Annotated in this window: 14 protein-coding genes; 11 read left to right on the top strand and 3 right to left on the bottom strand. The window is 62.7% G+C overall.

Annotated elements, in window-relative coordinates:
• Positions 1-159 precede the first annotated feature (159 nt).
• From AB2L51_RS13510 to AB2L51_RS13495, 4 genes are all read left to right on the top strand, one after another.
• Positions 160-714, top strand: a complete 555-nt coding sequence (locus tag AB2L51_RS13510; protein ID WP_395582763.1) for a DUF1643 domain-containing protein — start codon at positions 160-162, stop codon at positions 712-714.
• A 192-nt stretch (positions 715-906) separates the two neighbouring features.
• Complete coding sequence (locus AB2L51_RS13505; protein WP_395582764.1) at positions 907-2187, top strand: aminopeptidase; 1281 nt, start codon at positions 907-909, stop codon at positions 2185-2187.
• Positions 2184-2741, top strand: a complete 558-nt coding sequence (locus AB2L51_RS13500) for a hypothetical protein (protein ID WP_395582765.1) — start codon at positions 2184-2186, stop codon at positions 2739-2741. Before AB2L51_RS13505 ends, AB2L51_RS13500 begins: the two co-directional genes overlap by 4 nt.
• 108 nt (positions 2742-2849) lie before the next feature.
• Positions 2850-4391, top strand: coding sequence for a hypothetical protein (locus tag AB2L51_RS13495; RefSeq protein WP_395582766.1), 1542 nt, complete (start codon positions 2850-2852; stop codon positions 4389-4391).
• Between the two features lie 52 nt (positions 4392-4443).
• On the opposite strand, the gene AB2L51_RS13490 is transcribed toward AB2L51_RS13495, so the two are convergent.
• From AB2L51_RS13490 to AB2L51_RS13480, 3 genes are all read right to left on the bottom strand, one after another.
• Complete coding sequence (locus tag AB2L51_RS13490) at positions 4444-5295, bottom strand: EipB family protein (RefSeq protein WP_395582767.1); 852 nt, start codon at positions 5293-5295, stop codon at positions 4444-4446.
• A 74-nt stretch (positions 5296-5369) separates the two neighbouring features.
• Positions 5370-7166, bottom strand: coding sequence for an aspartate--tRNA ligase (aspS, locus tag AB2L51_RS13485; protein WP_395582774.1), 1797 nt, complete (start codon positions 7164-7166; stop codon positions 5370-5372).
• A gap of 155 nt (positions 7167-7321) precedes the next feature.
• Positions 7322-8371, bottom strand: a complete 1050-nt coding sequence (locus tag AB2L51_RS13480) for a threonine aldolase family protein (RefSeq protein ID WP_395582775.1) — start codon at positions 8369-8371, stop codon at positions 7322-7324.
• Between the two features lie 198 nt (positions 8372-8569).
• Here AB2L51_RS13480 and AB2L51_RS13475 point away from each other — a divergent pair, with 198 nt between their 5' ends.
• The 7 genes from AB2L51_RS13475 to AB2L51_RS13445 all read left to right on the top strand — a co-directional run bounded on the left by AB2L51_RS13475 (position 8570) and on the right by AB2L51_RS13445 (position 14224).
• Entirely contained in the window at positions 8570-9175 is a 606-nt protein-coding gene (locus AB2L51_RS13475) for a 50S ribosomal protein L25/general stress protein Ctc (protein WP_395582768.1), read from the top strand.
• A 96-nt stretch (positions 9176-9271) separates the two neighbouring features.
• Positions 9272-9853 (top strand): aminoacyl-tRNA hydrolase, encoded by a 582-nt coding sequence (gene pth / locus AB2L51_RS13470; protein WP_395582769.1) that lies wholly within the window; start codon positions 9272-9274, stop codon positions 9851-9853.
• Complete coding sequence (gene ychF / locus AB2L51_RS13465; RefSeq protein ID WP_395582770.1) at positions 9853-10947, top strand: redox-regulated ATPase YchF; 1095 nt, start codon at positions 9853-9855, stop codon at positions 10945-10947. Before pth ends, ychF begins: the two co-directional genes overlap by 1 nt.
• A 94-nt stretch (positions 10948-11041) precedes the next feature.
• The gene (locus AB2L51_RS13460; protein WP_395582771.1) at positions 11042-12355 is read left to right on the top strand and encodes a glutamate-5-semialdehyde dehydrogenase; all 1314 of its coding nucleotides are present in this window, start codon (positions 11042-11044) and stop codon (positions 12353-12355) included.
• Between the two features lie 92 nt (positions 12356-12447).
• On the top strand, positions 12448-13167 hold the full coding sequence (locus tag AB2L51_RS13455; protein WP_395582772.1) for a nicotinate-nucleotide adenylyltransferase: 720 nt from the start codon (positions 12448-12450) through the stop codon (positions 13165-13167).
• A 122-nt stretch (positions 13168-13289) separates the two neighbouring features.
• Complete coding sequence (gene rsfS, locus AB2L51_RS13450) at positions 13290-13712, top strand: ribosome silencing factor (RefSeq protein ID WP_086645795.1); 423 nt, start codon at positions 13290-13292, stop codon at positions 13710-13712.
• A 53-nt stretch (positions 13713-13765) separates the two neighbouring features.
• Entirely contained in the window at positions 13766-14224 is a 459-nt protein-coding gene (locus AB2L51_RS13445) for a 23S rRNA (pseudouridine(1915)-N(3))-methyltransferase RlmH (protein WP_395582773.1), read from the top strand.
• Positions 14225-14432: the final 208 nt, after the last annotated feature.

Below are 14432 nucleotides of genomic sequence, written 5' to 3'. Positions count from 1 at the left end.
GGCATGAGGGTAGTGCGCGCCATGCCGGGTGTTGCGCGCATATCCGGCCCATCGCACAGGGTTCATGGTCTGGTGGGGCATGCGGGTTTGTGCCACACGCCATTGCGCCGTAAACGAGGGGGAGAAAGCCGTGCCTAACCCTCTGCCAGCCGGAGTATCATGAACGATCTGTTTGCAGGCCACCATGTAGGCCAGTCCCGCCCGCTCAAACTGTCGGGGGATGTTGTCAGTACCGCTACCTATGGCGGGCCGGACGACTGCTACCGCTACACCCTGCGCCGGGTGTGGGATGCGGACAAGCCGCTGGTCATGTGGCTGATGATGAACCCGTCGGTCGCAACCGAATACGGGGATGACCGGACCGTGGCCAAGTGCCAGCGTTACGCGCGCGCATGGGGCTATGGTGGCCTGTATGTTGGCAATACCTTTGCCTACCGCTGCACGGACCAGCTCCGCCTGCTGGAAACCCCGGACCCCATAGGCCCCGGCAACGATGCCGCTTTGCTGGACATGGCGCGCAGGGCCGATCTGGTCGTGGCGGCTTATGGCTCGCCCCACCACAAGGCGCTGCTTGCTCGTGGGCCGCAGGTTGTGCAGATGCTTCAGGACCACGGCATTGCGGTTTGTGCGCTGCGGCTGAGCACCGCCGGGCGGCCGTGCCACCCGCTCTACCTGCCAGCGGAGTTAAAACCGTTTGAACTGCCCGCGCCGTAAGCCGGGGCGCCCGGCAGGCTTTGCCCGGCTGGCCAGTAAAAAAGGCAGGTCTGGCGGGCTTGCGGGCCTGCGTTGGCGCATAATGGGGCCTGCTGGCTGGGCAGGGCGCAAAAACCCGGAGTTGACGGACGCGCTCCATACGTATCCCATAAGCACCAAAGGGTTACGCCACAAAAAAGGACAGGCATAAACGTGACAGAACGCAACACGCAGGCCAATGGTGGCTATCTGGCTTCGGCCGAATTTGCAGCCCAGCTTGACCGGCTGGGCGAGGTTGCGGCCCGCACGGGGCTGAATGTGGCTCCGGGCCAGCAGGTTATCATGACCGCTCCCCTGCATGCGGTGCCGCTGGTGCGCCGTATTACGGAACATGCCTACAAAGCCGGGGCGTCGCTGGTCACTACATTCTATTCGGATGAGGAAACCACGCTGGCCCGCTACAAATATGGTGCGGAAAACACGTTTGATACGGCATCGGGCTGGCTGTCCGCCGGTATGGCGGAGGGTTTTCGCACGGGTGCTGCGCGCATGGCCATTACCGGCTCCAACCCGGCTCTGCTGGCGGGGCAGAATCCGGACCATGTCTCCCGAGCCAGCAAGGCGGCGGCACGGGTCAACCGTCCGGCCATGGAGATCATTACCAATTTTGATGTAAACTGGTGCATTGTGGCTGCCGCAACTCCGGCATGGGCCATGCAGGTGTTTCCGGACCTGCCCGAACAGCAGGCGGTGGAAAAACTCTGGCAGGCCATTTTTGCCGTCTCCCGCCTGACGGGGGATGACCCCGTGGCCCAGTGGGAGGCCCACAACGCCATTCTGCACCGCCGCGCAGCCTACCTGAATGATGTGCGCTACGACGCCCTGCATTTTTCCGGCCCCGGTACGGACCTGCTTGTCGGGCTGGCTGATGGGCATGACTGGGCGGGCGGCGCGGAAAAAGCTGGCAACGGCATTGTGTGCAACCCCAACATCCCGACCGAGGAGGTGTTTACCACCCCCCACCGCCTGCGGGTGGAAGGGACCGTGGCCAGCACCAAGCCCCTCTCGCATCAGGGCACGCTGATTGATGGGATCAGGGTCCGGTTTGAGGCCGGACGTATTGTGGAGATGCACGCAACCCGTGGGCAGGATGTGCTGGAGCGCGTGCTGGATACGGATGAAGGTGCTAGAAGGCTGGGCGAGGTTGCGCTTGTGCCCCATTCCTCCCCCATCTCGCGCAGCGGGTTGCTGTTCCAGAACACGTTGTTTGATGAAAACGCCGCCAGCCACATAGCCCTTGGCCAGTCCTACACCAAATGCATGCGCGACACGCAGGGGCAGGACGAGGCCGCACTGGCCGCACGTGGGGCCAATACCAGCATGATCCACATAGACTGGATGATCGGTTCGGGTGAGATTGATGTGGATGGGCTGGACGCACAGGGTGGCCGTGTACCGCTCATGCGGAAGGGCGAATGGGTGATTGAAGCATGAAGAGGTTGAAAAACATGGTGTTTATTCGCAAGGCGTCCACTGTTCTGGGGGCTATGGCCCTGCTGCTGGCCGGAGCCGCACAGGCCCAGAGTGTTGCCCCCGTTGATGGGAGCAGGCCGCAGGCGCCTTCCCTCACGCCCGAACAGGTCGCCACCATGCAGCATGACATGGATACAGCCCTGCACTACAAGCTGGCTCCCGATGTGCTGCCCCGGCTGAGTGCAGCGCTCCGGGCTATTCAGGCAGCTAAAATTCAGCCGCCGGGGCATGCGGGCATGTCGCTTGACCAGCAGATCGCCCTTGTGGGGCAGGTGCCGGGGCTGGATGCCATTCTCAAGGCGCACGGGCTGGATGCACGCAGCTTTGTCATGAGCCTGACCTGTGTGGGGCTGACTGGCAGCCTGCTTAATATTCCACCCGGTCAGGGGGGCGCGCACATGCCTGTGCCTGATGCGGCCAATGTGGCTGTTCTCAAGAACAACCCGCAGGCTTTGCAGGAACTGGTGGGTGTTCTGCGCGAGGGTGCGCCTGCCAGCAGCACGCAGGTCCACTAAGCCGCTTAATCCTGTTGGCCTGAGCCTGCACGGTGTGGCAGGGTAACGCACCGCGCAAGGGGCATGGCGGGTTTTGTCCACCATGCCATAAAGGCTACGGAGCAGGCCATGACAGCAACCACAGGATCAGGCGGCCTGCCCGGCGTGGGTAACTGGCTGGGGCAGGCTGTACAAGGGGCTGGGCAAGGCACCAGCATGGCTGATGGCGGGGCCGGGCAGGCTACCGCGCAGTCCCGCCTTGCCGGGGCCTTGCCTTCTTCCATAGCACTGGTGCAGAGCGCTCGCTCGGCACTGGTTGCAGCACAGGCCCAGCAGGCCGAGGTCATGCTCACATTATCCGAAGGAGCAAAAACCCTGCTTGACGGGGCGTCCTCTGCCAGAAAGCCCACGGCCAGTGCGGATAACACGGCCACTGCGGCAGAAACCAGCCAGAATACCGCCGCCAGCATGGCAGGGCGTGCGCCCACAGGGGCAGGGACCACAAGCCTTGTTGCGGACATCATGCGGGCTGCAGATACGGTACTGAATGACCCCGCCGCCACAGCAGACCAGAAAGCCATGGCCAGCAGGCTTGTGCAACTGGCCACAACCATGGCGGGCCAGTCCGCTGGTGGGGGGGGCAGTGCGCTTGCGGGCGGGATTGCTGCGGCCTTGCCCCTGCTCCAGTCCCTTGGGGCGCAGCCGGAAGCACCGGGCGCACTGGGTGGGGCGGTTGTCACCACGGCAGGGCTGTACGGGCTGGCTGGCAACACCGTGCAGGACGGCAGGCTGGCCAGCGCCCTGCACGGTATGGCAGGCTCTCAGGAGGGGGAAATCGTGCTGCCCGGCGGCATTGTGCAATTCCCGCAGGACATGGAGGCAGGGGAGGTTGCCGCACTCATGCCCGCGTCCTTTGCAGGAGTGGGAGGGAGTTTGACCAACGTCCTTAGTAGCGCTCTGCTGCCAGACCTGTTCCGGGCACTTTCTGCCGTGCTGGCAAACACCAATGCAACGGATGAGCAAAAAGCCGCTGCCACGGCCCTGCTCCAGATGCTGGAGACGGTAGACAACACGCCCGATATTCCTCAGGCCCTGCTTAACCCGCTGGTTGCGGCAGCCCTTATGCCCGCACTCAGCCCCTCCCAGCGGGGGCGGCTGGTCCGCGCCGCTCTGGCGGGGGAGGTGGAAGATATGGGGCAACTGGCAGAGGCCGAGCAAACCGCCCAGCCGGGTGTAGCGGGGCTGCGGGCCGCTTTGCGCAAAAACGCTGCGTATCTGGCAGCCGTGCAGAACCCCTTGCTGGAGCACGTGCTTCAGTTAACCCGCAGGCAGGAGGCCGAAGCCGTGGAGGCCGCACTGGCAGGGTGGGGTTTTGCAGGCCGCAGCCGTGAGCAGTTGATGGATGAGGCACTGGATGTGTCCTCCATCATGGCTTTTTCCCAGAACCTTATGGCAGATTCCCCCTATATGGGAGCCTTGGCCAGCACCAGCCTGACCCCGATCCTGATCATGAGCTGGGCAGCACTTCTGTCCGGCTGCCTGCCTCGGGCCTATCCGTTTGTGCCGCGTGTGTGGCGGCGGGCGGATAAAAAGAAGTGGCGCAGAAAAAGCCGGAACCAGAGAATGGATTTCCAGAACCTGCTGTTCATGGGCGAGGCGGTGGAGGCATAGCTCCGCCCCGCCGTGCTTTCCCCCGCTGTGCCCTCCCCCGTCATGCGGGTGCCTAAGGTGCCGTATCCTGCGTGCAGGTGGGTGTGGGGGGCAGGTCGAGCGTGCTGAGCGTGCCCTGCATTTTAAAATCGCCAAAATCCAGATGCAGCTGGTCAGACACGCCATTGGCAAAATAGCGCATGCCCATTTCGTATTCAGGCATCATGGTGTGGGCGTTACGGTCGTAAAAGGCGATATGCACGTGCCCGGATGCCAGTTTCTGCAAGGGCTGGTACGGCGTGTTGCCAGCCGGAGGGGGCGACCATGTCAGCAGGGTCACATAGGTATCTTCCGGCCCATCAGGCAGGGTGCCGTCGAACAGGGGGGTGGTCAGGTCTTTTTCACCTTGCCGGGCCGCACTTAAAATACGGGCTGTATGGGTTACAGGGAACAGGGTGCCCACGGGCAGGCGCAGCGTTTTGGCCAGCGGCTGGCGATACTGCACAACCCCGGACCCATCGGCGGCAAGGCTTGCCTCCCCACTGACAACGCGCAGCAGTTTGCCGTTGCGTGTTTCCTGGCTTTTAAAGGTCAGGTGGCGGCCATCCAGACTTTCCTGCGCCGCATAGTCGGAGAGCAGATGCTCCTCGCCCTGCTTGCGGGTGACACTCTGTATGTCCAGTCTCTGGTGGGAGGACCAGCCAAGGCAGGTCTTGAGCACGGAGTAGCTCATGCGCCCGGTAGCAGAGAGCGTTTGCCCACCCGCAGATTCCATCAGCCCCAGATCATACACCGCCTGTTGTGACACAAGGGGGGATGTGGGAGCTGCCGCGCGTGCAGCCGGGCACGGCAGGGCAAGGGTAAGGCAGGCTGGGGCAAGGGCTGCCAGCAGGGTGGTCTGGTGGCGTGGGGGGCGTATGGTCATACCCCCTACAAAAAAACATCCGGCGTGGTCATGCAACCAGCCGGATGTTTTTTTGTGGGCTCAAAAAACGGTTATCAGTCTTTTTTAACCGTTGGTTTGGGCTTGGGCAGGTTGAGTGCCAAGGAGAGTTCCTTCATGCGCTCAGGGGCTACGGGGGCGGGGGCACCCATCATCAGGTCTTCGCCCTGCTGGTTGAGCGGGAACAGGATCACCTCGCGGATGTTCGGTTCATCGGCCAGCAGCATCACAATGCGGTCCACGCCGGGGGCGGAACCACCATGGGGGGGTGCTCCGTAGCGGAAAGCGTTGAGCATGCCACCAAAGCGGGCTTCCACCTCGCTCTCGGGGTAGCCTGCAATTTCAAACGCCCGCACCATCACGTCTGGCAGGTGGTTCCGCACCGCACCGGAGGAGAGTTCGATCCCGTTGCAGACAATGTCATACTGGTAGGCCAGAATATCCAGCGGGTCCTTGGTGTTCAGCGCTTCCAGCCCGCCCTGCGGCATGGAGAACGGGTTGTGGGAGAAGTCCACCAGCCCCGTTTCCTCATTCAGTTCGTACATGGGGAAGTCCGTGATCCAGCAGAAGCGGAAGGCGTTCTTCTCAATCAGGTCCAGTTCTTCGGCAATGCGGGTGCGCACAAGGCCGGAGAACTTGGCTACGTCATGCCCCTTACCTGCGGCAAAGAACACGGCATCCCCGGCCTTAAGCCCCAGTCTGGCGCGGATGGCTTCTGCCCGTTCGGCCTCAAGGTTCTTGGCAATCGGGCCCTGTCCACCTTCGGCGTTGAAGGTGATGTACCCCAGACCACCAGCCCCGTTCTCCCGCGCCCAGGCGTTGAGCTTGTCAAAGAACGAGCGGGGCCTGTCCCCCGCGCCGGGGGCGGGAATGGCGCGGATTTCGCCACCATCGGCGGCAATGCGGGCAAACAGGCCAAAGCCGGAGCCTGCAAAGTCTTCCGTTACGTCCGTAATCAGCAGCGGGTTGCGCAGGTCCGGCTTGTCGGAGCCATAGACCTTCATGGCGCGGGCGTAGGGAATACGCTCGAACGGCGCGGTGCTGACCGTGCGGCCATGACCGAATTCGGTAAACAGCCCGCTCATGACCTCTTCCATCACCGCAAAAATTTCGTCCTGCGTGGCAAAGGCCATTTCAAAGTCAAGCTGGTAGAATTCACCGGGGGAGCGGTCCGCGCGGGAGGCTTCATCGCGGAAGCACGGAGCAATCTGGAAGTAGCGGTCAAATCCCGCCACCATGGCCAGCTGCTTGAACTGCTGCGGAGCCTGCGGCAGCGCGTAGAACTTGCCGGGGTGGTTGCGTGAGGGCACCAGAAAGTCGCGCGCCCCTTCGGGGGAGGAGGCGGTCAGGATGGGGGTTTGCAGTTCCACAAAGTTCAGGTCCGTCATGCGCTTGCGCATGCTGGCAATCACGGCGCAGCGCAGGCGGATGTTGGCGTGCACTTTTTCACGCCGCAGGTCGATGTAGCGGTGGCGCAGGCGCAGCTCGTCCGAATAATGTTCCTGCCCGGCCACCTGCAGGGGCAGCACGGCGGCATGGGACTGCACGACAAAGTCCTTTGCGCGCACTTCAATATCACCTGTGGCAAGGTCGGGGTTGCGTGTACCTTCCTCACGCAGGACGACTTCACCGGTTACGGTAATCACGCTTTCCACCCGGATGTGTTCGGCTGTCGCCATGACATCCGACCCGGCGGGGATGACAATCTGGGTCATGCCCGTTTCGTCCCGCAGGTCAATAAACAGCAGGCCGCCATGGTCGCGCTTGCTATGCACCCAGCCGGACAGGCGCGCGGTGGTGCCAGCATTGCTTGCGCGAAGGGCCGAGCAGCTATGGGTACGGTAAGGGTGCATGGTCTTGTCCCACAAATTGTGGCCCGGCCTGCGGGCGGGCACGTGTTTTGCCATAGAGAATTGGGGTGGAGGAAGCAGGGGCAGGGGCGTTATGTCAAGGCTGGCGCAGGCCAAACCTGCCTGTTTTAGCCCCTGTGGGGCATTTTACGCGTTATTCAGCCCCGTGTGCTGCGGCGCAGGTCCGCTGTAAGGGCGGTAATGGAGTCTGCGCGCGTGTCCCATGCGCAGACAAAGCGGTAAACGCCCCCGAACAGGGTATGGAATCGCCAGCCCTGTGCGCGCAGGGTGTTGGCCACGTGCTCTGGCATGAGCGCAAACACGGCATTGCTCTGCACAGGCCATGCCAGTTCCACCCCATCCAGCGCCGTTATGGCCTGTGCCAGAGCCTGCGCGCTGGCATTGGCATGGCGGGCATTGGCCAGCCATGCGCCGGACTGGAGCATGCCCCGCCACGGAGCGGACAGGAGCCGCATTCTGGCGGCCATCTGCCCGGCCTGCATGGCGCGCTCGGCAAAGCCCTGAGCAAGCCGGGGGTTAAAAAACACCACCGCATCCCCCATGGCCATGCCGTTGCGGGCGCCACCAAAGCTGAGCGCGTCCACGCCGGATTGCCATGTCATGGCTGCGGGGGAGCAGTCCAGTGCGGCTATGGCGTTGGCAAAGCGTGCGCCATCCATGTGCAGGCGTAATCCGTTGTCGTGGCAGGCATTGGCAATGGCGCGTATTTCGTCCAGCGTGTAGAGTAGGCCGTTCTCGGTCGGCTGGCTTATGCTCACGACCGCGGGGGTGGAGGCTCCCGGGCCACGTGCGCGGCGCATGGCCTGCGTAATGGCTGCGGGGGTCAGCTTGCCATCCTGCGTGGGAGGGGTGAGCAGCTTTGCGCCACCGGAGAAAAATTCCGTCGCCCCCCGTTCGGAGGTGTCCGCATGGGCGATTTCGGAGGCAATAATACTGCAATAGGGCGGGCAGAGTGTTGCCAGCACCAGCGCATTGGCCGCCGCACCGCTGAACACAAAAAACACGCGGGCCTGCGGGGCGGCAAACAGGTCCGCCACGGCTGTGGCCCCAAGGCGGGTCCATGCGTCATCCCCATAAGGTGGGGCGCTGGCGGAAGCTGCGCGGTTTATGGCTTCCAGCGCCTGAGGGCACACGCCCGTATCATGGTCACTGCCAAATTGCTGCGTGGGTGCGGGGGCAGCAGGCAGGTGGGGGACGGGCTGAAGGCGGGGTCATGGCGGAGGCTCCGGCCGGGGTTGGGGTGTGCCAGATGGGGCACAGGGCGGGATAAAGGTGCCACAAGCCAAGCCGGACCTTGCCTGTGGCGGGGTTTTGCTGTAAGGCCGCAGCCACCGCGCAGGCACCCCTGGAGGCCTGCGTGCTCAAGTTTTTCAGGAGAAGTCAAGGTGTCCAAAATTACAACAATCCAAGCTTCTGCGCGCGCGAAGGCTGGTAAGGGGGCAGCGCGTGCGACGAGGCGTGAAGGCCTGGTGCCCGGCGTTGTGTACGGTGGCAAGCAGGAATCCACGCTGATCGCGCTCGACCCGCGTCTGGTTGTCAAGGCAATCCAGACCTCTGGCTGGCGCTCACGCGTGTATGACATCCAGATCGAAGGCGGCAAGAACGAACGCGCTCTGGTGCGTGACGTGCAGCTCCACCCGGTCAAGGATTCGCCCGTCCATATCGACTTCCTGCGTCTGGCCGCTGGCTCACGCGTGCATGTTGAAGTGGCCGTGCATTTTGTGGGTGAAGACAAGTGCGCCGGCATCAAGCGTGGTGGCATGCTCAACATCGTGCGTCACACGGTTGACGTGGAAGTGGCGGCAGAGAACATCCCCGAGTTCTTCACTGTTGACCTGAGCAAGCTCGACATCAACGACAACGTGCGTTGGGACGATGTGCAGGGCACGGAAGGTGCAACGCCTGTTTCCCACGAAGCCAACTTTGTGGTTGCCTCCATTGCCGCACCGCTGGTTGATACCTCTTCCGCAGACGGTGCCAGCGCTTCCTGATTGGAAGTTCAGGTTATCTGAAGCTTATGGAACGTGGGGGCACGTGCAGGCGCATGTGCCCCCCTTTCTGTTCATAAACACAAGGCAGAATCCGCAATGCTGCTCTGGGTCGGACTGGGTAACCCCGAGTCCTCCATGCGCCGGCACCGGCACAATGTTGGTTTTATGGCGGTCGAGGCCATTGCCGCCAGATACGGCTTTACGCCGTGGCGCAACCGCTTCAAGGGTGAGGTCGCCGAGGGGCGCATAGGCGGCCACAAGGTGCTTGCACTGCTGCCCATGACCTACATGAACCGCTCGGGCGAGAGTGTGCAGGAAGCGGCGGCCTTTTACAAAATAGCCCCCGAGCAGATAACGCTTTTCCATGATGAGCTGGATCTGGAGCCGGGCAGGCTGCGCATCAAGCGTGGCGGCGGTGCAGCGGGTCATAACGGCCTGCGCTCGACAGACAAGATGCTGGGCACGCCCGATTACTGGCGTGTTCGTATAGGCATAGGCCACCCCGGCGCCAAGGAACGGGTGCATGGCTGGGTGCTGGGTAATTTTACACAAACAGACCAGCAGGACTGGCTCGACCCCATGCTCGCCAGCATGGCCGATGCCGCCCCCCTGCTGGCGGATGGGCATGCCGACCGGTTTATGACCAAGGTTGCACTGTCACAAGGGAGCAAGGGCTGATGGGTTTTAACTGCGGTATTGTTGGTCTGCCCAATGTGGGCAAGTCCACCCTGTTCAACGCGCTTACGGCCACGGCCACGGCGCAGGCGGCCAACTACCCGTTCTGCACGATCGAGCCCAATGTGGGCCGCGTTGCGGTGCCGGACCCACGGCTGGACAAGCTGGTGGCTATTGGCAAATCCCAGCGTGAAGTGCCCACAAGCCTTGAGTTTGTGGATATTGCGGGCCTTGTGCGCGGCGCCTCCAAGGGGGAAGGGCTGGGCAACCAGTTTCTGGCCAATATCCGCGAGGTGGATGCTATTATCCACGTCCTGCGCTGCTTTGAGGATGATGATATTACCCATGTGGAAGGGGGCGTGGACCCCGTCCGGGATGCGGAGATCATTGAAACCGAGCTGATGCTGGCTGATCTGGATTCGCTGGAAAAACGCCTGCCCGCGCTGGAAAAACGCGCCCGCAACCGCGACAGCGAAGCCATGGCCCAGATCGAGATCATCCAGCCCATCCTTGCTGCCCTGCGGGATGGCCGCCCTGCGCGCACCGCCATTCCCGCCGGGGAAGAGGAGACTGTCCGCCGCCTGCAACTCATGACCAGCAAGCCCGTGCTGTATGTGTGCAACGTGGATGAGGACTCGGCCTCCACCGGCAATGCGTTCTCCGAAAAGGTGAAGGCCAGGGCCGAAGCCGAAGGGGCTGCGGTGGTGATTGTTTCCGCCGCGATCGAAGCCGAGGTGAGCCAGCTCGAAAACGAGGAACGCCGCGAATTTCTGGAAGGTCTGGGCCTGAGCGACAGCGGTCTGGACCGCGTGATTGCCGCAGGGTACAAACTGCTGGGCCTGAGCACCTACTTTACCGTAGGCCCCAAGGAGGCACGTGCATGGACCATTACGGTCGGCACCAAGGCCCCGCAGGCTGCTGCCGTTATTCATAATGATTTTGAACGTGGCTTTATTGCCTGCGAAACCATCGCATTTGACGATTATGTTCGATATAATGGGGAAGCAGGTGCGAAGGAAGCAGGTCGCCTGCGGATTGAAGGCCGTGACTACGTTGTGAAGGACGGCGACATTCTGCTCTTCCGCTTTAATGTCTGATACGGCACTCTAAAGCGCATGATCAGGTCCGCCCCGGTGGGCGGACCACACACGATAAAAAGAAAACCGGACAATGGAGATAAGGGACGCCAGCATGAATACGGAGGAAGACAGTCGGCAGCATATGGCCACGGCAGATATGCGCGCACCAGCACAGGGTGTGCCATCGCCATGCTCCATGCACGATCTGGCACACAGGGCCAGACTGGCCGCGCGCACGCTGGCGCAGAGTTCCTCCTCCGAGCGGGACAAGGCCCTGTGGGCTGCGGCCAGCGCATTGCGGGCGTCTGCTCCGGCCATTCTGGCGGCCAATGCGCTTGACCTTGCCGCGTCTACCGCCAAGGACGCGTTTCGTGACCGGCTGACCCTGACCCCCGAGCGGGTCGAGGCCATGGCCCGTGGGCTGGAAGACATTGCCGACCTGCCCGACCCCGTAGGGCAGGTGCTGGAGGAATGGTCCCGCCCCAATGGCCTGCGTATTCGCAAGGTGGCAACGGCTGTTGGCGTTATTGGCGTTATTTACGAAAGCCGCCCCAATGTAGGGGCCGATGCAGCCGGGCTGTGCATCAAGTCCGGCAATGCGGTGCTGCTGCGCGGCGGGTCGGAAAGCCTGCATAGCGCGCGCGCCATTCATGCCGCCATGCAGACCGGCCTGCGCAATGCGGGTCTGCCGGAAGATGCCGTGCTGATCGCCCCGGATGCTGATCGCAAACACGTGGCGGACATGCTGACTGCTGCTGGCCTTGTGGACCTGATTATTCCACGTGGTGGCCGCTCGCTGGTTGAGCGCGTGCAGCGTGAGGCCCGCGTGCCTGTGCTGGCGCATGCGGAAGGGCTGTGCCACACCTATGTCCATTCCGCCGCCGACCATGCCATGGCCCGCCGGATTGTGCTCAACGCCAAAATGCGCCGTGTGGGTATTTGCGGCGCAACCGAAACCCTGCTGATAGATGCCGCCATTGCTTCGGTCCTGCTGCCCCAGATCGTGTCTGATCTGGCCGAGCAGGGCTGCACGTTCAAGGCGGATGCCGCCGCAAGGCAGATCATGCCTGACCTGCCCGTGGGCACTGAAAAAGACTTTGCCACCGAATGGCTCGATGCCGTGCTGAACGTAGCCGTAGTGGATGGTGTGGATGAGGCACTCGACCACATTGCCCGCTTTGGCTCCTCTCACACCGAAGCCATTGTTACGGCGGACGAAGCCGTTGCCACCCGGTTCATGAACGGTGTGAGCAGCGCGGTTGTCATGTGGAATGCCTCCACCCAGTTCTGTGATGGTGGGGAGTTCGGGTTCGGGGCGGAAATTGGTATTGCCACAGGGCGCTTCCATGCCCGTGGGCCAGTTGGCGTGGAACAGCTGACAACCTTCCGCTACGAGGTGCTTGGTAGCGGTCAGGTCCGTTCCTGAGCGCGCAGGCCCATAACAGGCCAGTGGCGCACACCCACCCTTGCATACTCGGGGTGGGCAGTGCGCGCGGCCTGCATGGGCCACAACAGGGTATGCCGGTCACAAAAGCAGATATGGCGGCCATAACGGGCAGGGGAGTGCGGCCCGCAGGGTGCCGGATTCCCACATGGGGGGATAACCGCCACAGCCGCGTGGGGCTTCTGGGCGGGTCATTCAACCCTGCGCACAGATGGCATCTGGCCATAGCCCGGCGGGCGATGGTGGAGCTACGGCTGAATCAGGTCTGGCTTATGGTGTCTCCGGGCAATCCGCTCAAGGCAGGGCGGGAGATGGCCTCTTTTGCCACCCGTCTGGCCACTGCGCGCCAACTGGCGGATGGTCGCAGGATTGTGGCCACCGATCTGGAGGCCCGACTCGGCACCCGTTATACGGTGGACACGCTTGCCCGGCTCAAGGCCCGCTTTCCCCATGTCAGGTTTGTATGGCTTATGGGGGCGGATGGTCTGGTAACATTGCCGCGCTGGAAGCACTGGCACCAGCTTGTAAGGCAGGTACCTGTGGCGGTTTTCCCCCGTCCGGGGCAGAATGTGCGGGCTTTGGGCGGGTTGGCTGCGCAGTATCTGGCGCGCTGGCGTGTGCCTGCACGGCAGGCAGCACGGCTTGCCACACTTTCTCCCCCGGCTTGGGCTTTCCTTCCGGGGGCACAAAACAGTATATCTGCAACAGCCATTCGTCAGCGGGGCGGGTTTGACGCCACTACGGATCAGCCCATCACCCCAAAGAGTAGTCAGTTTTCAGGAGAACGGTCATAACCACCAAGCCACCCGCCGAGACGCCCGCACGCACCCGCACGTCCACGGCCACCGCTCGCGGGGGCCGTGCGGCCTCCACCCGTGCAGCCGCAGTCCCCAAAGCGGCGGCAGCCCCCGGCTCTGTGCGTAAAAAAGCAGCCGCAGCAGGGCCAAAAACCCGCACCAAGCGCGAGGCCATTGCCCCCGATCTGCTCGAACAGTCCCTTGCGCTGATCACCGCCAGTCTGGAGGACGACAAGGCGGAAGATCTGGTTGTGATCAACCTTGCCGGTCGTGCCTCCTTTGCCGATAAAATGGTGATCGCAACCGGTCTGGCCGACCGCCAGATTGCCGCCATGGCCCAGCATATCGAGCGCAAGCTGCGGGATATTGGTATCAAGCGCGTGCTGGTCGAAGGGGCGAATGGTTCCGACTGGGTTCTGCTGGATACGGGCGATATTGTGGTCCACCTGTTCAAGCCCGAAGCGCGTGCGCTCTATGGGCTGGAAAAAATGTGGGGTGCGGAACTGGATGAAAGCAACGAAGACGGCGTGACCCGTCTGTAAGTGCTGATGTCTGGTTTACAGGACAGACGATTCTGCTGCCACAGGTGCCGGGTATGAGGCTCGTGGCGGTAGGGCGCATGAAGGATAAGTCCGAGCGTGCGCTGGTGGAGCGGTATCTCAAGCGCCTGCGTCCGGCGCTGGATATTGTGGAACTGCCGGACGGGCGCGGCAGCCCCGATGAGATCAAGCGGCGTGAGGCACAGGCCATTCTGGCTGCCTGCCCCGCACACAGCCATGTTGTGGCGCTGGATGAAGGCGGGCGTACGTATGGCAGCGTTGCCTTTGCCACCAGCCTTGCCGCATGGCAGGACGCGGGGCGCACGCCCTGCTTTGTGATTGGCGGAGCGGAAGGGCTGGATAGCTCCGTTCTGCAACGCGCAGATGCCACCCTGTCTTTTGGCACACTCACGTGGCCGCATATGCTGGTGCGGATTATGCTGGTCGAGCAGGTTTACCGTGCGCAGGCCATTGCTGCGGGCCACCCGTACCACCGGGCGGGCAGGCCGGATTAATCCCGACGGCAGGCGGCGATGAGATCGACAAACTTCCGCCACATCATGGTAGGCTTAATGGGGTGGAAGGCAGGAGATTCAGCATGATCTTCAAAACAAAACGTTCAATAGCGCTTCTTATGGGGCTGCTTGTTGCCGCCGCGCCCCTTGCGGCTTATGCGCAGCGCGGCCCCGGCGGCCCCGGCGGCCCCGGCGGTCCGGGTGGTCC

Origin of the sequence: Acetobacter fabarum (assembly GCF_040702925.2) — a bacterium.
Classification (GTDB): domain Bacteria; phylum Pseudomonadota; class Alphaproteobacteria; order Acetobacterales; family Acetobacteraceae; genus Acetobacter; species Acetobacter fabarum_B.
The sequence above is the reverse complement of the archived record's forward strand: the minus strand, read 5'-3'. Positions and strand labels throughout refer to the sequence as shown.